A 15,676-nucleotide genomic window follows, 5' to 3' on the forward strand; every position below is an offset into this window, starting at 1 on the left:
CTTCAGTCCTGCTTCAGCGCCTCGACGCCGGCCAGCGGCGCGCCGGTCAGCGCGCGGATGTACGCGCCGCCGGCGATGGAGACGTGGCCGAAGTCGCCTTCGTCCATGCCGTACATCCCGATGGCGCGGGAGGTGTCGCCGCCGCCGACGACGGAGAAGCAGTCGGTCTCGGCGATGGCGCGGAGGACGCCGGTCGTGCCGACCGCGAAGCGCTCGTCTTCGAACAGGCCGAGCGCGCCCTTCACGAAGACGGCCTCGGAGTCGCGGATGATGGGGTCGTACTCGTCGACCGTCATCGAGCCCACGTCGAGGTACGCGCGGTCCTTCTCCGTGATGTTGGCGACCGCGATTTCGCCGCGGTCGTCGGTCTCGTCCTCGTAGGCGAGGTCGACCGCGAGTTTAATCTGGTCGCCGCGCTCGTCGAGAAGCGACTCGATGGTCTCGCGGTTCGCTTCCCACTGGTCGTCGAAGAAGTCCATGCCGTCGAGGTCGAAGCCCACGTCGTTGCCGGCCGCGCGGAGGAACAGTTCGCCGGCGATGCCGCCGAGCAGGAACTGGTCGACCTTGTCGCCGAGGTTGTTCATCACGTCGATGACGTCGGTGGCTTTCGTCCCGCCGACGACCATCGTCACCTGCCCGTCGAACTCGCGGGTGGCGATGGAGGAGTTGGCCTCGTACTCGGTCTCCATCACGCGGCCCGCGTAGGCGGGTAACACGAGCGGGAAGCCGACGAGGGAGGCGTGCGAGCGATGGGCCGCCGAGTACGCGTCGTTGACGTAGGCGTCGACGTGCTCGGCGAGCGTCCGGACGAACTCGGTGTCGGCTTTGACCTCGGGGTCCTCTTCGGGGAGTTCCTCGTCGCACATCCGCGTGTTTTCGAGGAGGAGCACGTCGCCGGCTTCGAGCGCGTCGATGGCGGCGATGGCGTCGTCGCCGTAGGTGTCAGCGACGAAGCCCACATCGCGGTCGATGTGCGAGGCGAGGATGTCCGCGTGCTGTTCGAGCGAGACGAAGTCGTCGCCGCCGGGGCGGCCCTGATGGGCCATGAGGACGACGCGGTGGCCGGCCTCGGCGAGTTCGCGGACGGTCTCCGCGTGGCGGTCGAACCGTCGGTTGTCTTGGACCTCGCCGTCTTCGACCGGCGAATTGAGGTCGAGTCGGACGAGTACGCGCTGCTCCGGGTCGAGGTCGTCGAGGGTCTTGAACATCGGGTGGAAGAACGTGGAGGGAGTACTTAGTGGTGGGTAGCTCGCGCTGAAACCGCGGGCGATTCGCGGCGGCGTCTACTGGTGCGTGACGAAGTGGGCGACGTCGAGCATCCGGTTGGAGAAGCCGTACTCGTTGTCGTACCACGTCAGAATCTTGTAGAGGCCGCCGTCGTTGACCTGGTTGGTCGTGTTGAGGTCGACGGTGCTGGAGAACGGCAGGCCGAGGATGTCACGCGAGGTGACTTCGTCGTCCGTGTAGCCGAGGACGCCCGCGAGCGGGCCGGAGTCGGCCGCGGCGCGGAAGGCGTCGTTAATCTCCTCGACGGAGGGCTTGTCTTCGAGGCGGACGACGAGCTCGGTGAGCGAGCCGTTCGGCACGGGGACGCGAATCGCCATGCCGTCGAGCTTGCCGTCGAGCTGGGGCAGAATCTCGGTGGCCGCCTGCGCCGCGCCGGTCGTCGTCGGGACGATGTTCTCGGCGGCGGCGCGCCCGCGGCGCTGTTTCGCGTGGGGACTGTCGATGAGGTTCTGGCTGCCCGTGTAGGCGTGGACGGTCGTCAGGAGACCGTTTTCGATGCCGAACTCCTCGTCGAGCACCTTCGCGACCGGCGTGACGGAGTTGGTCGTACAGGAGGCGTTCGAGACGATGTCCTCGCCGTCGTACTCGTCGTGGTTGACGCCGTAGACGATCTGCTTGACCGGCTCGTCGCCCTTCGGGGGCGCGGAGATGACGACCTTCTCCGCGCCCGCTTCGAGGTGTGCGGAGGCGTCCTCCTTCGTGCGGAAGATGCCCGTACATTCGAGCGCCACGTCCACGTCGAGGTCGCCCCACGGAAGCTCCGCGGGGGACTGGACGTTGTAGAGGCTCACCGAGGTGCCGCCGATGGACAGCGAGTCGCCGTCTCGCTCGACGCCGTCGAGCCGGCCCATGACGGAGTCGTACTTCGCGAGATACGCCATGTCGTCGAAGTCCATGACGTCGTTGATGGCGACCAGTTCGACCTTCGGGTTGTCGAGGACGGCACGGAAGATGTTCCGGCCGATGCGGCCGAAGCCGTTGAGTGCCACCCGCACCACGTCCGATTCATCCACGTTCTCGCCCGCGCTGAGGTAGGATTTTTCACTCATGTTCGAGTAGTATCCGTATAGATATCTCGAGCGCAGGAGTATATCTGTTTCGGTAAATCTGACTGAATCGAACGTTACCTTTCATTCACAATCACAATCTAGACAGAAACGAACATAACCGGTCAGACACGGGCGGCGATTGACACGCCCGCACGGGGGCGAGTGGTCAGGTTGTAGACGGTCGCTCGCGGCCGAATCCTGGCGATTCGCTGGCAGGTGACTGTCACAGGCAGAAACGTTTTATCCTCCGATTTCATAGCGCCCCTCATGGTCAGAGACGACCGCGACGACCCGTTCGACAACATCTTCGACGAAATCGAACGGATGATGAACGACATGACCGGAGGCGACGCCGGATTCGCCTCCGAGACCCACATCGACGTGTACGATGAGGGCTCTACACTCCGACTCGTCGCGGACCTCCCGGGCGTCGACAAAGACGCCATCGACCTCAAGTGCGACGGTGAGACGTTGACTATCAGCGCCGCCGGTGACCGCCGCGAGTACGACGAACGCATCCGCCTCCCGGCCCGCGTCGACGAACACTCCGCGTCGGCCACGTTCAACAACGGCGTCCTGCAGGTCACGTTCGACCGCGCCGAGGACTCCGCCGCCATCGACGTCGAGTAACGACTCGGCTTCGCTACGGCCCGCTCAGGACTTCTTTGCGACCCGCTCTATGAGCGCCGCCAGTCGGTCGAAAAAGTCGGCGTCGTACTTCGCGTCGTCGTCGATGGTCGGCCGGGCGTTCGTCTCCGAGACGACGACCCGCCCGTCGGATTCGAGCAGGTCGACTCCGAGATAGCGGATGCCCAGTTCGTCGGCGACCGACTCGACGAGCTCGCGGTGGCGCTTCGGGAGGGTCACCCCGACCGCCTCCGCGCCGCGGTGGACGTTGTGCTTCCAGCGCCCGCCGTCGCGCGCGCCGTCGGACAGGCGGCGCTCCACCGCGCCGACGACCTCGCCGTCGAGCACCATCGCTCGGTAGTCTCGCGCCTCCGGGAGCCACTCCTGAATCAGAAACGACTTGTCGCCGGTCGCTCGGAAGTCGTGGACGAGCCCCAGCACGTCCGCGTGGCCCGAGAGCGAGTCCGGGTCGTGGGCCTTGGCGATGCCGACGCCCCGCGTCGTCGAGTTCGGCTTGACCACGACCGGGTAGTCGAGGCCCGCCGATTCGACGGCGTCGAGCAGGTCCGACTCGTCCGCCGGGTTCGAGACGCAGACGCTCCGCGGGACCGGCAGGCCGGCGCGTTCGAGCGCCGCGATGACGCCCGCCTTGTTCCGCGAGGTGAGCACGTCCTCGCGCGTGTTCACCCACGGAACGTCGTGTCTGGCGGTGACGACGCCGCCTTCCATCGGCCGCGTGGGGTAGACGAAGCCAACGTCGAACGACTCGGCCGGCGGCGTCGAGAGGTCGAGCGCGAACTCCTTGGCGCGGAGGTGTCCCACGTCGATGCCGCGGTTTCCGAGCGGGCCGCGCATTCGCTCGAACGTCTCGCTGGAGGTGGTGACCGCCAACCGAAGCATACGCTACGAGGCGGGGTCCCGGGGGAAAAATGGTGGGTTCGAGGCGAGGCGCGTTCCGAGCACGCGCCGACGCGCCGACGCGAACTTACGCGACGAGCAGCTCTTCGCCGCGGTCGACGACGATGCGGCACGGCGGCGACATCTTGTTGTACGCGCGGCGGAAGGCGTCCTTCGCCGTTTCGGCGTCCTCGACGTCGCAGTAGATGGTGAACACCGTCTCCCCCTTGGGGATGCGAGCGGCGGTCCCGACGACCTTCCCGAACGACTGGCGCATCCCGTCGGAGACGCGGTCCGCACCCGCGCCGGTCGCCTGCTTGTTCTCGCGGATGACGTGGTGCGGGAACTTGCGCAGAATCATCTTGTACTGCTTTTCGCCCGCGTGCTTGAGCATGAGGCGGTTGGCAGACAGACGCGCGGATTCGAGCGACCCGTGGCGAATCTGCACTTCCTCTTCGACCTTCAGGCTGATCTGGACGGGGTAGTCCTCGGGGTCGGCCTGCAGGTCGCCCATGTTGTGCTGTGCGATCTTCGAACCGGGGATACCCGTGATGTACTCGCGTCGGGTGTACGCCGGGTTCGTAATCTCCCGGTACATAGAGGCGGGTTTGTCTGACATGGTTACTTGTGAAACCGAAGGGTCAGGCGGGCTAAAAACGCTTCGAAGCTTCATTCGCCCGCCGCGGTCGTGTCAGCCCCTCGCACGCCGGTTCGTCGCAGGGACCGACCGTCCCGGCCGGGAGACAGTCTTATGCGCCGCCGCCGCCACGGTTCTGTCCATGCTGCTCGTCTGCGACTGTATGCCTGCGGACGGCCCCGCGTACTTCACCGACGCGCTCGCCGACCTCGCGCTCGACGGCCGCGAGGGGGCCGTTCACTCGATTCCCGCCGACGGCCTCCCGACGCTCTCGAACGTCGACGCCGTCGTCCTCACCGGGAGCACCGCGGGCGTTTACGAGACCGACGAGCGACCGTGGCTCGACGACGCGCGCCTGCTCGCCCGCGACCTCGTCGCCCGCGAACTGCCCACGCTCGGCGTCTGTTTCGGCCACCAACTCGTCAACGACGCCCTCGGCGGCACGGTCGAAGCCGGCGACCAGCGCCGCGGTATCACCGACGTGAACCTCGACGACGACCCGCTGTTCGACGGCGTCTCCGGACGTATCCCGATGGTTCACGGCGACTACGTCGTCGCCCCCGGCGACCGCATGGAGACCGTCGCCGCCGCGGACTACTACGACCACCTCGCCACCCGCCACGAGGACGCGCCCGTCTGGACGGTCCAGTACCACCCCGAGTTCACAGCCGGCCTCCTCGACCGTATCGACGACGACTTCGGTTGGCCCGACGACGACGCCGACCGCGACTTCGACGACGTGACGGCCGACCGAACCCTCGAGAACTTCGTCGCCGCCGCCGGTCTGGACTGATTAGGCGTCCGCGTCGGCGTCGGTTTTCTCGTCCTCGTCTTCTCCTTCGTCCCCGCTTTCACTCTCGTCCTCCTCGACCGGCGGTTCGCCCGTCTCGGGGTCGAGCGCGACGAACTCCAGCCCCTCGCGGTCGAGCATGTCGGCGGCTCGCTCCGTCACCGACGGCGCGACGAGGACGCCCCGAATCGGCTCGTCGTCACCGAACTCGCGGTGGAGCGCGTCGACGTACCGGCGAAGCTGACTCGCCGCCGAGGGACCGACGCGCCGCCGTTTCAACTCCACGACGACCGGAACGCCCGCTGCGTCCTCGCCGAAGATGTCGATAGCGCCCGCGTCGCTCTGTCGCTCGGCTTCGAGCGGCTCGAACCCCGGTTCGAGGACATCGGGGTCCGAGAGGATGTGCTGACGTAGGTCCTCCTCGCTGCCGACGAGTTCGAGGTCGCTCCGGTCGTTGACGGCGTAGGCCGAACACTGCTCGACGCGCTCGAACTGTACGTCGAGGCGCTCGTCGGGGCTCGTGCGCGTGCTTCTGACCCGAAGCCGGCCGTCGCGGACGCTCGCGGAGTGGGTACAGCCCGGCGGCTGCCAGTTGACGGGCGTCCGCTTTTCGTCGGTGTGGACCAGAATCGAGCCGTCCGGCTTCAGGACGACGAGCCGGTCGCCGGGGCCGAGTTCGCTCGTCGCGCGGCCGTCGTAATCGACCGTACACCGCCCGAATATCGTCACCATGTCGCCGCGCTCGAAGGCGGCTTCGAGGTGGACGAGGGCGTCGCGGTGCGTCGGCCGGTGGAGTGTGTTCACCGTCATCCGAGTGTCGTCCCGCGGTTCGTCGTCGCCGGGGATAAGCCCCGCGTCGCCGCGTCGGGGGACGCTAGTGAGACGGGTCAGTTCGCTGGCAGACTTATGGTCTCCCCGTGCGTATCTCTCCCATGGCCCCTGACTTCGCCCAACACAACCGCATCGAGATGCCGGCCGAGGAGATAGACCGCCTGCTCCGCGAGGAGGGCGTCGGCGTCCTCTCGCTCGCGGACGACGGCGTCGCCTACGGGATTCCCCTCTCGTTCGGCTACGACGCCGACCGGGGGCGGCTCTACTTCGTCTTCCTCCGCCCCGGCGAGTCCTCGAAGAAGGCCGAGTTCGCGGAGCGGACCGCCCGCGCGAGCTTCACCGTCTGGAACGCCCCGTCGCGGGACCAGTGGGAGAGCGTCGTCGTCGACGGCGAACTCCACCAGGTCGACGACGGCGACTGGGACCGCGTCCGCGACGCGCTCGAAGACAACGCGTGGTATCCGACCCTGTTCTCGGAGACGGAGCCGATGCAGGACATCCTCGGCTGGGAGCTTCGCATCGACTCCCGGTCGGGGCTTCAGCGCCGGCGCGCGTGAGCGCCGAGTTCGAACCCCGCGGTGCCCCGCAGACTGGCCCGACTCGAAGCCTTCGACGGGTCGAGTACTTAAACCTCCCCGGATAGCGCGGGCGGAGATACCTCCCGCTGTCGGTCGTCTATCGAAGTATGAACACGTCATCTGTCTCCGCCGTCGAACAGTCGTTGACCCGAAACTCGCGCCGCAGCCACGTCCTCTCTGACCCGTCGAGTGCCCTCTCGGCGCTCAGCGACGGCGACAGCCGGCGAATCCTCGCCGCCTGCGACGAGGCTCCGAGAACCGCACAGGAGTGCGCCGAACTCTGTGACGTGCCGCTGTCGACGGTCTACCGGAAGCTCGACCTGCTCACCGAGGCGTCGCTCCTCGACGAGCGACTGCGGGTCCAGACGGCGACGCACCACCCGCGGGAGTTCGCGACCAACTTCGACACGCTCTCGTTTTCGTTCGACGACGCCGGCGTGTCGCTCGCGTTCCGGCAGGTCGCCACCGACGGCGGCGAAGACGGCGCGGAGGGCCGGTCGCGATGACCGCGACGCGCGCCGCCGCGCGGCGGACGGAGCGAACCGAGACGGCGCTCGCCTCGCCGGAGGTGGACTGATGAGCGCGACGACGACGACGGACGACTACGAGTTCACGTGTTCGCAGTGCGGCGAGGGCTTCGCCGTCAACGGCGGGATGCGCGCCGCGGTCCTCGAACGCGGCTGTCCCATCTGCGGAAGCCCCGTCTCGGCTGACGCCTTCGACCCATGTCCCGCGTGAGTCTCGCTTTTCGGTCGCGCCCGCGACCGAACCGGCGCTCGGTCGGGGCGCTCGCCTCGCCGCGTCCCCGGCACTCGAAAAACAGTAGGCTACATATACGTGTGCCACGCGTACTACGAACCACATGAGTGACAGCGCGGACTACACATTCGTCTGCCCTGAGTGTGCGGAGTCCATGCTGGTCAACGACTCCATGCGCGACGCTCTCCTCGAAAACGGCTGTGTCGTCTGCAGCGCCGCGCTCACGACCGACGCCTTCTCGGCTACCTGAGCGCGCGCCCGCGACCGAGTCGCGACCGGGTCCGCCGATATCACCCGACTCGACTCTCTCGGGCGTGCCGAGAAGTAACAGTAATTACGTCGGCCGCGAGTCTGGTGGTACGAACCGATGTCTCTGGACCAACAGACCGAACTCTCGCCCGACGAGATACGCGAGGTCCTGTCCCGTCACGAGACGGGCGTCCTCTCGCTCGCGAAGGCGGACGAACCATACGCGATTCCCATCTCCTACGGCTACGACGGCGAGAGCGGTCGGTTCTATCTCCGACTCGTCTCCACACCCGAAAGCGAAAAACGGCAGTTCCTCACGTCGTCGCCGCGGGCTCGACTCGTCGTCCACGAGTCGAACGACGGGAGCTATCGGAGCATCATCGCCGAGGGGACGCTCGAACGCGTCGACCCCGACGAGCTGACCGTCGAACGAATCGTCCAGTACGGCAAGGCAAAGCGTCCGCTGTTCGAAATCTGGGGCGAGACGAAGCGCGACCTCGACATCCAACTGTTCGAACTCGACCCCGAGACGCTGGGCGGGCGCGCCGTCGAACTGGACGCCCCGGAGTCCGACCAGTAATGCCCGCGGTCGTCGCCTCCGAGGCGGCCCCCGTCGCGACGGTCGTCGCTGCGGCGGGCAGCGCGTCCCGCGACGAACCTCGACCCGCCCGCTCGTAACCTCATGCCCGCCGGTATCCGCGCCACGGTCGAGTTCGACTCGCCGTCGGTCTGCCCCGTCGCCTCGGTCGCCCACTCGACGGACTCCGTCGTCGATTCCGTCTCGACCAGCGTCGTCTCCACCCCCGGCGAAGTGAGCGTCTCCGAGTTCGTCCTTGAGGCCGACGACCCGCCGGACGCGTCCGCGCTCGAACCCATCTTCTCCTACGGTTCGAAGCACCTCTACCGCTACACTCACGACGGGAGCGCCGACTGTCCCTGCGAGTGCCTCGGGGAGTTCGGCTGTCCGGTCGACCGCTACTTCGCCCAGCGCGGCAGCCTGACGCTCGTCTTCCACGCCGCCGACTACGAGCAGTTACAGGCCGTCATCGGTGAGCTTCGCGACCGCTTCCCCGGCCTCGACATCAAGCGCCTCGTGCGCTCGCCCACCGGCGACGCCCCCGGCGACAGCGTCTTCGTCGACCGCGGGAAGCTCACCGCCCGCCAACTCGAAGTCCTCCAGACCGCCTACGATATGGGCTACTTCGAGCGCCCGCGCGGGGCCAACGCGACCGAGGTCGCCGCCGAACTCGACATCAACCAATCGACGTTCTCGGAACATCTCGCCGCCGCCCTGACGAAACTGCTCGGCGACGTGCTCGAAGAAGGATAGCGACCCGCCGCCGTCGCCGCCGGCCCCTCGCCACCCGAGTCCGACGGGAGTATATAAACGTCCCACGCTATCGGGGTTGTCAGTTGGTCCCCGTTCGCCGGTTCTACAACAGTATGAGTCAGGCTTCGCTCCCGTTCGATTTCCGCTCTGCAACGGCCGCCTCCGAACCCCGCGTCGTCGACGACCACGACGAGGTCGACGCGCTGTTTTCGCTTCTCGAAGACGACGACTGCCGACGTATCCTCGACGCAACCGACGGTATCGCCCGCTCTGCGAGCGAACTCTCCGAGGCGTGCGACCTCCCGCTTTCGACCACCTACCGAAAGCTCGACCCGCTCGTGGACGCCGGCCTCCTCTCGAAACGCCTGCGCATCTCGCGGTCCGGAACTCACACGGCCGAATACGAACGCACCGTCGACGACGTGACCGTCTCCGTCACCCCCTCGGGCGTCGAGGTCCGCGTCTCGCACCGCGACGTGGCGCAGTCGGCGTCGGTGACCGCCTGAGCGTCGCCCCGTCTGAGCGCCGCGCTCGCGCGGCTCCCGTCCCGTACTCGCCATCGACAGCGCCGAACGACGCGGTTCGCTGTGCCTACTTAAGATTCTCCTCGTCGTATCGTCGTCGTGTACTCCAACCGCATTCCCGTCTTACTTATCGCAGTCCTCGTGCTCCTCGCCGGGTGCGCCGGCGGCGCGGATGTCGCCCCGGCCGCCGACGCCGACGACACCGATACTCCCACCGACGGCGGTGGCAGCGCGGACACCGACGCGTCGAGCGACGGCGACGACTTCGAACTGAGCGACCCCGAGCGCCTGCTCCGCGACGCCGGGAGTTTCACCGTCAGTTGGTCGTACACCGGCGTCGACGCGGACGGCGTCGAAACCGCGGTCACCCGCGAGTTCGCCGCCGACCTCGACGCCGAACGGTCGTACAGTCGCACGACCTCGACGACCGACGGGCAGTCCGACGCGGGCGGCGTCGAGCAGTACGTCGCCGACGGCGTGACGTACGTCCGCGTCGGCGGCGACGACGAGGCCACGTACACCTCGTACGAGGGGTCGACGGAGGTTCTCGCCACCGCCATCGCGCTCTCGCAGGCCCGCGCGTACGGCGCTGACGACGACCTGACGTTCGCCGGCACCGAGACGCTCGACGGCGCGTCCGTCGAACGCTACGAACTGTCGGCCGCGAACGAGGCGCTGATTCTCGCCGGGTCGGCCGCGGCGCAGGGCGAGCCCGGAACTCTGGAGGTCACGAGCTTCGAGTACGTCGTCCTCGTCGACGAAGACGGCCTCTCGCGCCACGAATCGTGGTCGTTCTCGGGGCGGATGGACGACGGGTCCGAGGTGAGCGGGTCGTGGGAGTACTCGCTCACGGGCGTCGGCTCGACGACCGTCGAGGAACCCGCGTGGCTCGACGAAGCGCGGGCGTAGGGGGCCGGTTTGGGGTCCGTGTCTCGGTCTTCAATGAGGCCTCCCGGATTTGAACCTCACCCGCCCGCTCACTTTGTTCGCGTCGCTCGCGGGAACGGGGACAGCTCACTCTTCAGTCGAGTTCGTACCACTCTCGAATGAGAATCGCGTAGAAACCGGATGCCGCCTCCCGGATTTGAACCTCACTCGCTCGCTGGTTCAGAATCCGGTCGGGTCGAATTTTCACTGCTCACGACTCGGTCGCTTCGCTCCCTCGGTAGTTCGCAGGAAAATGCCGCCTCCCGGATTTGAACCGAAAGAAGGCTCACTCCGTTCGACTTCTTGGGTTCAAATCGGTCCGGCGTCGTTTCTTCGATTCTCCGCGTCGCTCAGAATCTCAGAATATGCCGCCTCCCGGATTTGAACCGGGGACAGCTCGATCTTCAGTCGAGTGCTCTCCCAGTCTGAGCTAAGGCGGCGCGATTCGACAGACGCGCAGGAGCGAAAAAACCATTTCGAATTGCGGCGCTACGACCCGCCGTACTCCGACTCTTCCCACCCCGTCACGTCGCTCGGGATGAGTTCGCCGTTGACGTGCCACTCGCGCGGGCGGAACGAGATGCCGAGCAGCGTCGCGTAGAACCCGGCGACGAACGCGACGATGATGTTTCCGGGGACGCCGCCGATGCCGGCGCTCCCGACGAGAGTCGTTCCGTCCGTGTACGTCGTCAACTGGATGACCCACGCGGCGAGCATCACGAGGAACAGCGGCAGGTACACCCGCCGGAGCCGGTGAGCCAGCGCCTCCTCGAAGGGGATTTTCATGTTCGGCGTGCGGTAGTCCTCGCCGAGTTTCTCCCGCCAGTTCTCGTCGAGGACGCCGCCGTCCGGGTCGAGCGCGTACGCCCAGACGTTCTGCTGAATCAGCCGAACCCGAGAGCGCCAGATGTCGTACGCGCGGAAGCGACGCGCCTCGATACTGAGGAAGATGCTCAGCGTCACCACTCCGAGCAGGATGAGGTAGTGCGGATGCGTTTGTGCGGAAAACGACCACGTCAGAATCCCGGCCATCAGCGTGATCGCCCAGTTGCTGGTCCGGTCCAGCCGCTCCCGCCACGACTTCATCCGGTGTATCTCTCCCCGATAGAGGTGCGCAAACGACGACCCCGGCCCCATCGTCTCGTCGAAGACGCCCGCGCCGATGTGGGTGTCGTCCATTCCCGCGGGAGGTTCCAGCTCCCCGTCGTCAGACATTGTTGTTCGTTTGATGCACAACTGCCGGAGGATAAGAGCCTTCTGGGTTACGGGCCGAGGAAGGTGTCTCCTGCGCTCCGGCCGGCCTCGCACCGGACGGTCCCGTAGCTCAGGGGTGTGAAAAAACGCTCAGAAATCGATTCGTCTGGTACTGAATTCGGAAACCGAATTACAGGCGCGTGACGTTCGTCGCGCGCGGGCCCTTGGGGGCCTGTTCGATGTCGAACTCCACTTCCTGACCCTCTTCGAGGTCCGGACCGCCAACATCTTCCATGTGGAAGAACACGTCGTCGTCCGCGTCGTCAGTAGAGATGAAACCGTAACCGCCAGTGTCGTTGAAGAAGTCGACCTTACCTTTCGCCATTGCGACTGTACAACGACCCTGCGGACGGATAACCTTTCCGCATGTGTGGGTATCGCTCGCCCAGTCGACGACTCGCCACCGAGCGCCGCCGCTCGCGGTCGTGAAAAACGGAGGAAAGTTCGTCAGTCTGTGAATGTACTGCGGTGAACGGAAGCCTGCTTAGAGGCGGGTGACGTTCGTCGCGCGGGGGCCCTTGGGGGCCTGCTCGATGTCGAATTCGATTTCCTGACCCTCTTCGAGGTCCGGACCGCCAACATCTTCCATGTGGAAGAACACGTCGTCGTCCGCGTCGTCAGTAGAGATGAAACCGTAGCCGCCAGTGTCGTTGAAGAAGTCGACCTTACCTTTCGCCATTGCCTTTGAACCCAACGACCTCACGCTGATAAGTCTTCTGAAGCACGCCTCGGCTTCCCGTAGTGCGGTATAGACGACTCTCCGTGGTTGAACCGCCCAGATTCCGCGTCGTTCGTATTTCGTCGTTGAGAGTTCGGTCGTCGTTTTTCCGAGGGGACTCTCGGCCCCGACGTTCTATGTCGCTCCCCGCCTCCCGGATTTGAACCTCACTCGCTCGCTCACTTCGTTCGCGTCGCTCGCTGGTTCAGAATCCGGTCGGGTCACATTTTCACTGCTCACGACTCGGTCGCTACGCTCCCTCGGTAGTTCACAGGAAAATGCCGCCTCCCGGATTTGAACCGGGGACAGCTCGATCTTCAGTCGAGTGCTCTCCCAGTCTGAGCTAAGGCGGCTCGCACTCTTCCGAAGCCGGACCGCATCAAAAAGACTTTCGAATCGCCCGTCGGCGCTGGGTCAGCGGTGCCGACCGCCCGTCGCGCTCGCCCGCGCCCGCTCCGCCCGCGAACGAATCCCTTTGAGCATCTTCCGTTCCATGGCGAACTGGACCGGCTCGACGACTAACCGATTCACCGCGCGCTCGCGGAGCGTCTCCGACCGCCCGCGGAATCTGACGACCAACCGCGTCGCACCGGGTGCCACCTCGTGCAGCGCGAAGCTCCACGTCGCCCGGCTCTCGCCGGTCTCCCAACCCGGCGCGCTCAACACGAGGCAGCGCTCGGTGTCCACGAAGGCGACCCGGAACGACGGCGCGCCCGACCCCGGCGGGCCGAGCCGTATCTCGTCGCCCACGTCGAGTCGCTGGTGTTGCGGGCGGATTCGGTCCGCGTTATGAATCTGCAAGCCGAACAGGTTCTCCAGTCGCTCGTAGCTGTAAAAGCCGCCGCGGCCCTGTCCCAACTGGACGAGCCACGGCCAGACCGCTCGCGCGGGGGCCATAATCGTAATCGCCCGCGTCGAAGAAACGTCCGCGTCGCCGGCGAAGTCGTCGCCGGGGAGCCAGCCCGTCGCCTCGTCGTCGGTCGTCCCCCAGCGTCTGTGCCACGGCCGAACCGCGAGGAGGTACGTCCCGACGACGCCGATTCCCGCGAGACCGAGTGCCCGGATGAGTCGTCTCGTGCCCATTGCCTTCACCGTTCGTGCCCCCTTGGAGAGGGGGTGAGATAACCCTACCCCCGAGCGTCCGCGACCCGAACGGCCGCGACCCAGACGACCCCGCCGAGGACCGCGCCAGCGAGGTTCGCCCCCGCGTCAGCGACGCCGAACGACCGGTACGGGAGCACCGCCTGCACGACCTCGATACCCGCTCCGAACGCGCCGGCGGCGAGGGCGGCCGCCGCGACCTCGTCGCGGCCCCTCGCGCGCACCGCGGACGCGAAGGCGAAGCCGAGACCGGCGTACCCGGCCGCGTGGACCCATTTGTCGAGGCCGACGACTCCGAGCGGTCCCATCGGTGCGAGGCTCCCCGGCGGCGTCGGCGCGACCGACGCCGCGAAAACGCCGAGCGCGTACCCGAGGGCGACGGCCGCCCGCCGCGGGTTCTCGCGGAGTCGCGTGATTGGGTTCACTACCCGGTGGTGGGTCCGTCTCGGGCTAAAGGGTTCGTGTCTTCGTGGCTTCGAACGCGACCACACGGAACTAAATAGCAGGTGGAAGACACGTTTCGACTACCGTGTCACTACTCCCCCGCTGGTTCACGTCGAAGAACTTCGCAGTACAGCTCGTCATCCTCGCGTTGGTGCTCGACCCGGTCGGGTTCGTCGGCGGCTACCTCCTCGGTCCGTCGCTGGGCGTCGACCCGCTCGTCGGCGGCGCGTTCGGTCTCGTCGCCGCCAGCGTCCCGATGTCGCTGCTCGTGATGCAACGGAGCGTGTGAGTCGGCGGTTTGGTTGCTCGGGCGGATTCGAACCTCGGTCGCTCACTCCGTTCGCTCCCTGATTCGAATCGCCCTCGATCCACGAGTTCGTGCCCGCTGTCGCTCGCACAGAATTAGTGGGCTCGGGCGGATTCGAACCACCGACCTCAGCCTTGTACACCGCCACAGAACGGCGCTCGTGGATTATAAACAGATCTCTGGTCTTTGTTCAATAAAAAATATTAGAAACAAAGACAATGTTAATCAATAACACTCTTCAAATGTATCTTGAAAGTAGGAAAGGAAACGTAAGAGAAAGTACAATTCAGTCCCACACATACCGTCTTCGAAGGTGGTTGGAGTTCTGTTCAGAACAAGGAATAGAATCAGCCGAGGATATTGAACAGAAACACTTTGACCAGTTCAAAGTAGGTCGGAGAGACGAAGACGAACTTTCACCTGCAACGTTGAAAGGACAGATGGACACTCTACGTGTCTATATTCAATATCTCGAAAGAGTTGGTGCAGTCAAAAATGGACTCTCCGAGTCTGTTCCTTCAATCAGTTTGAAGCTGGAAGACTCTCGCAATGAACGCATTGTTACTGATGACGAGGCGCACAGAATCTTGGAAACGTTAGACCGTTATCATTATGCCACAAAACTCCACGCCTTCTTCATTTTGGGTTGGAGGTCGAGCGCCAGAATATCATCACTAAGAGCCTTAGATTTAGAAGATTTTAGTCCAGGTGAACAATACGTCTACTTCCGAGAACGAGACAGTACAGAGCTAAAAAACGGTGTTCTCGGTGAACGCCCTGTAGCCCTATCTGAAGAGACAACTGAGGTTCTTTCAGACTACATCAAACACCACAGGATAGACAACACAGACCAGTTCGGACGAGAGCCATTCTTCAGTTCTAACCAGGGGCGGGTTCACCGGAACACATTCCGTAGGTGGTCGTACAAACTAACCTGTCCTGCGTTCCGAAGTCTCGATACAGAGTGTGATGGGTACCACAAGAATCGTAAATGCGATGATGCCGTTTCCCCACACGGAATTCGTCGTGGATCGATAACGTACTTTTTGAGAAATGGTCTTCCAGAAAAAGTAGTCAGCGACCGAGCAAATGTGTCTGAAAAGGTTTTGGATAAACACTACGATAAGCGTTCACAGATGGAGAAAATGGAACAACGACGAGACTATCTAAACAACATCTGACTGTCCCTGCTTGTTTTTCAAAAAGAATTCGGTATTATTATAAATGGACAAACTCACTTTATTGATATGTCTGTTACAAAATCTAAAGACAGTGATGGATTGTACCGTAGGGCACTGTCTAGTTAGTAACCTCCTCGACTGGCGTTCGTCCATCGAGCGCTTGATGCGGTCTTTGATAGTTGTAGT

General features: G+C 64.7%; 22 protein-coding genes and 2 tRNA genes. 12 read left to right on the plus strand and 12 right to left on the minus strand.

Annotation, left to right across the window (positions count from 1 at the left end; translation table 11 throughout):
- Window positions 1-2: 2 nt before the first annotated feature.
- Both E4P24_RS02640 and gap read right to left on the minus strand, forming a co-directional pair.
- A complete protein-coding gene (locus E4P24_RS02640) occupies window positions 3-1,208 on the minus strand; it encodes a phosphoglycerate kinase (RefSeq protein WP_115802149.1) in 1,206 nt (401 codons plus the stop codon).
- Window positions 1,209-1,283: 75 nt separating this feature from the next.
- Window positions 1,284-2,336 (minus strand): type I glyceraldehyde-3-phosphate dehydrogenase, encoded by a 1,053-nt coding sequence (gene gap, locus E4P24_RS02645; RefSeq protein ID WP_004065269.1) that lies wholly within the window; start codon window positions 2,334-2,336, stop codon window positions 1,284-1,286.
- 267 nt (window positions 2,337-2,603) lie between these two features.
- Here gap and E4P24_RS02650 point away from each other — a divergent pair, with 267 nt between their 5' ends.
- Complete coding sequence (locus E4P24_RS02650) at window positions 2,604-2,966, plus strand: Hsp20/alpha crystallin family protein (protein ID WP_004970480.1); 363 nt, start codon at window positions 2,604-2,606, stop codon at window positions 2,964-2,966.
- 24 nt (window positions 2,967-2,990) lie between these two features.
- On the opposite strand, the gene E4P24_RS02655 is transcribed toward E4P24_RS02650, so the two are convergent.
- Both E4P24_RS02655 and E4P24_RS02660 read right to left on the minus strand, forming a co-directional pair.
- A complete protein-coding gene (locus E4P24_RS02655; RefSeq protein ID WP_006600710.1) occupies window positions 2,991-3,863 on the minus strand; it encodes a RimK family alpha-L-glutamate ligase in 873 nt (290 codons plus the stop codon).
- Window positions 3,864-3,948: 85 nt separating this feature from the next.
- A complete protein-coding gene (locus tag E4P24_RS02660) occupies window positions 3,949-4,479 on the minus strand; it encodes a 50S ribosomal protein L16 (protein WP_004044437.1) in 531 nt (176 codons plus the stop codon).
- A gap of 160 nt (window positions 4,480-4,639) precedes the next feature.
- Between E4P24_RS02660 and E4P24_RS02665 the strand changes: the two genes are divergently transcribed.
- Window positions 4,640-5,290: a type 1 glutamine amidotransferase gene (locus E4P24_RS02665; RefSeq protein WP_115891384.1), complete on the plus strand. Its 651-nt coding sequence runs from the start codon at window positions 4,640-4,642 to the stop codon at window positions 5,288-5,290.
- On the opposite strand, the gene nucS is transcribed toward E4P24_RS02665, so the two are convergent.
- Window positions 5,291-6,097 (minus strand): endonuclease NucS, encoded by an 807-nt coding sequence (gene nucS / locus E4P24_RS02670; protein ID WP_188148069.1) that lies wholly within the window; start codon window positions 6,095-6,097, stop codon window positions 5,291-5,293.
- 122 nt (window positions 6,098-6,219) lie between these two features.
- Between nucS and E4P24_RS02675 the strand changes: the two genes are divergently transcribed.
- The 8 genes from E4P24_RS02675 (at window position 6,220) to E4P24_RS02710 (ending at window position 10,467) form a co-directional block, all read left to right on the plus strand.
- Entirely contained in the window at window positions 6,220-6,675 is a 456-nt protein-coding gene (locus tag E4P24_RS02675) for a pyridoxamine 5'-phosphate oxidase family protein (RefSeq protein ID WP_004044434.1), read from the plus strand.
- Between the two features lie 128 nt (window positions 6,676-6,803).
- The gene (locus E4P24_RS02680) at window positions 6,804-7,202 is read left to right on the plus strand and encodes a helix-turn-helix domain-containing protein (protein WP_004065264.1); all 399 of its coding nucleotides are present in this window, start codon (window positions 6,804-6,806) and stop codon (window positions 7,200-7,202) included.
- A 70-nt stretch (window positions 7,203-7,272) separates the two neighbouring features.
- Window positions 7,273-7,434: a zinc ribbon domain-containing protein gene (locus E4P24_RS02685; protein ID WP_004065263.1), complete on the plus strand. Its 162-nt coding sequence runs from the start codon at window positions 7,273-7,275 to the stop codon at window positions 7,432-7,434.
- 124 nt (window positions 7,435-7,558) lie between these two features.
- On the plus strand, window positions 7,559-7,705 hold the full coding sequence (locus tag E4P24_RS02690) for a hypothetical protein (protein ID WP_188148070.1): 147 nt from the start codon (window positions 7,559-7,561) through the stop codon (window positions 7,703-7,705).
- Window positions 7,706-7,822: 117 nt separating this feature from the next.
- Window positions 7,823-8,284: a pyridoxamine 5'-phosphate oxidase family protein gene (locus E4P24_RS02695; RefSeq protein ID WP_004044430.1), complete on the plus strand. Its 462-nt coding sequence runs from the start codon at window positions 7,823-7,825 to the stop codon at window positions 8,282-8,284.
- A 102-nt stretch (window positions 8,285-8,386) separates the two neighbouring features.
- Window positions 8,387-9,034: a helix-turn-helix domain-containing protein gene (locus tag E4P24_RS02700; protein ID WP_115802155.1), complete on the plus strand. Its 648-nt coding sequence runs from the start codon at window positions 8,387-8,389 to the stop codon at window positions 9,032-9,034.
- A 113-nt stretch (window positions 9,035-9,147) separates the two neighbouring features.
- Window positions 9,148-9,540, plus strand: a complete 393-nt coding sequence (locus E4P24_RS02705; RefSeq protein ID WP_004044428.1) for a helix-turn-helix domain-containing protein — start codon at window positions 9,148-9,150, stop codon at window positions 9,538-9,540.
- A gap of 117 nt (window positions 9,541-9,657) precedes the next feature.
- Window positions 9,658-10,467 (plus strand): hypothetical protein, encoded by an 810-nt coding sequence (locus E4P24_RS02710; RefSeq protein ID WP_006600706.1) that lies wholly within the window; start codon window positions 9,658-9,660, stop codon window positions 10,465-10,467.
- 384 nt (window positions 10,468-10,851) lie between these two features.
- Here the strand turns inward: E4P24_RS02710 and E4P24_RS02715 are convergent.
- The 7 genes from E4P24_RS02715 to E4P24_RS02745 all read right to left on the minus strand — a co-directional run bounded on the left by E4P24_RS02715 (window position 10,852) and on the right by E4P24_RS02745 (window position 13,983).
- Window positions 10,852-10,925: transfer RNA gene (locus E4P24_RS02715), tRNA-Phe, on the minus strand.
- Window positions 10,926-10,974: 49 nt separating this feature from the next.
- Complete coding sequence (locus tag E4P24_RS02720) at window positions 10,975-11,700, minus strand: DUF2270 domain-containing protein (RefSeq protein WP_008606036.1); 726 nt, start codon at window positions 11,698-11,700, stop codon at window positions 10,975-10,977.
- A gap of 169 nt (window positions 11,701-11,869) precedes the next feature.
- Window positions 11,870-12,064, minus strand: a complete 195-nt coding sequence (locus E4P24_RS02725) for a cold-shock protein (protein WP_004057909.1) — start codon at window positions 12,062-12,064, stop codon at window positions 11,870-11,872.
- A 159-nt stretch (window positions 12,065-12,223) separates the two neighbouring features.
- Window positions 12,224-12,418 carry a cold-shock protein gene (locus E4P24_RS02730; RefSeq protein WP_004057907.1) on the minus strand — a complete coding sequence of 65 codons (195 nt, stop codon included), beginning with the start codon at window positions 12,416-12,418 and terminating at the stop codon, window positions 12,224-12,226.
- A gap of 318 nt (window positions 12,419-12,736) precedes the next feature.
- Window positions 12,737-12,810 (minus strand) — tRNA-Phe (locus E4P24_RS02735).
- A 61-nt stretch (window positions 12,811-12,871) separates the two neighbouring features.
- Window positions 12,872-13,540, minus strand: a complete 669-nt coding sequence (locus tag E4P24_RS02740; protein ID WP_188148071.1) for a hypothetical protein — start codon at window positions 13,538-13,540, stop codon at window positions 12,872-12,874.
- A 44-nt stretch (window positions 13,541-13,584) separates the two neighbouring features.
- On the minus strand, window positions 13,585-13,983 hold the full coding sequence (locus E4P24_RS02745) for a VanZ family protein (RefSeq protein WP_115802158.1): 399 nt from the start codon (window positions 13,981-13,983) through the stop codon (window positions 13,585-13,587).
- A 104-nt stretch (window positions 13,984-14,087) separates the two neighbouring features.
- Here E4P24_RS02745 and E4P24_RS02750 point away from each other — a divergent pair, with 104 nt between their 5' ends.
- Both E4P24_RS02750 and E4P24_RS02755 read left to right on the plus strand, forming a co-directional pair.
- Window positions 14,088-14,291: a hypothetical protein gene (locus tag E4P24_RS02750; RefSeq protein ID WP_004044421.1), complete on the plus strand. Its 204-nt coding sequence runs from the start codon at window positions 14,088-14,090 to the stop codon at window positions 14,289-14,291.
- Between the two features lie 260 nt (window positions 14,292-14,551).
- The gene (locus E4P24_RS02755; protein ID WP_188148072.1) at window positions 14,552-15,490 is read left to right on the plus strand and encodes a site-specific integrase; all 939 of its coding nucleotides are present in this window, start codon (window positions 14,552-14,554) and stop codon (window positions 15,488-15,490) included.
- The last annotated feature ends 186 nt before the right edge of the window (window positions 15,491-15,676 follow it).

Source organism: Haloferax sp. AS1 (assembly GCF_014530665.1).
Classification (GTDB): Archaea; Halobacteriota; Halobacteria; order Halobacteriales; family Haloferacaceae; genus Haloferax; species Haloferax volcanii.

What these genes read in the sequence shown, in the direction of transcription:
- E4P24_RS02725 (WP_004057909.1), bottom strand. Translation starts at nt 12,064, where the DNA reads ATGGCGAAAGGTAAGGTCGACTTCTTCAACGACACTGGCGGTTACGGT.
- E4P24_RS02685 (WP_004065263.1), top strand. Translation starts at nt 7,273, where the DNA reads ATGAGCGCGACGACGACGACGGACGACTACGAGTTCACGTGTTCGCAG.
- E4P24_RS02650 (WP_004970480.1), top strand. Translation starts at nt 2,604, where the DNA reads ATGGTCAGAGACGACCGCGACGACCCGTTCGACAACATCTTCGACGAA.
- E4P24_RS02755 (WP_188148072.1), top strand. Translation starts at nt 14,552, where the DNA reads ATGTATCTTGAAAGTAGGAAAGGAAACGTAAGAGAAAGTACAATTCAG.
- E4P24_RS02695 (WP_004044430.1), top strand. Translation starts at nt 7,823, where the DNA reads ATGTCTCTGGACCAACAGACCGAACTCTCGCCCGACGAGATACGCGAG.
- E4P24_RS02705 (WP_004044428.1), top strand. Translation starts at nt 9,148, where the DNA reads ATGAGTCAGGCTTCGCTCCCGTTCGATTTCCGCTCTGCAACGGCCGCC.
- E4P24_RS02680 (WP_004065264.1), top strand. Translation starts at nt 6,804, where the DNA reads ATGAACACGTCATCTGTCTCCGCCGTCGAACAGTCGTTGACCCGAAAC.
- E4P24_RS02690 (WP_188148070.1), top strand. Translation starts at nt 7,559, where the DNA reads ATGAGTGACAGCGCGGACTACACATTCGTCTGCCCTGAGTGTGCGGAG.
- E4P24_RS02675 (WP_004044434.1), top strand. Translation starts at nt 6,220, where the DNA reads ATGGCCCCTGACTTCGCCCAACACAACCGCATCGAGATGCCGGCCGAG.
- E4P24_RS02660 (WP_004044437.1), bottom strand. Translation starts at nt 4,479, where the DNA reads ATGTCAGACAAACCCGCCTCTATGTACCGGGAGATTACGAACCCGGCG.
- E4P24_RS02655 (WP_006600710.1), bottom strand. Translation starts at nt 3,863, where the DNA reads ATGCTTCGGTTGGCGGTCACCACCTCCAGCGAGACGTTCGAGCGAATG.
- E4P24_RS02640 (WP_115802149.1), bottom strand. Translation starts at nt 1,208, where the DNA reads ATGTTCAAGACCCTCGACGACCTCGACCCGGAGCAGCGCGTACTCGTC.
- E4P24_RS02730 (WP_004057907.1), bottom strand. Translation starts at nt 12,418, where the DNA reads ATGGCGAAAGGTAAGGTCGACTTCTTCAACGACACTGGCGGCTACGGT.
- E4P24_RS02665 (WP_115891384.1), top strand. Translation starts at nt 4,640, where the DNA reads ATGCTGCTCGTCTGCGACTGTATGCCTGCGGACGGCCCCGCGTACTTC.
- E4P24_RS02740 (WP_188148071.1), bottom strand. Translation starts at nt 13,540, where the DNA reads ATGGGCACGAGACGACTCATCCGGGCACTCGGTCTCGCGGGAATCGGC.
- E4P24_RS02720 (WP_008606036.1), bottom strand. Translation starts at nt 11,700, where the DNA reads ATGTCTGACGACGGGGAGCTGGAACCTCCCGCGGGAATGGACGACACC.
- gap (WP_004065269.1), bottom strand. Translation starts at nt 2,336, where the DNA reads ATGAGTGAAAAATCCTACCTCAGCGCGGGCGAGAACGTGGATGAATCG.
- E4P24_RS02700 (WP_115802155.1), top strand. Translation starts at nt 8,387, where the DNA reads ATGCCCGCCGGTATCCGCGCCACGGTCGAGTTCGACTCGCCGTCGGTC.
- nucS (WP_188148069.1), bottom strand. Translation starts at nt 6,097, where the DNA reads ATGACGGTGAACACACTCCACCGGCCGACGCACCGCGACGCCCTCGTC.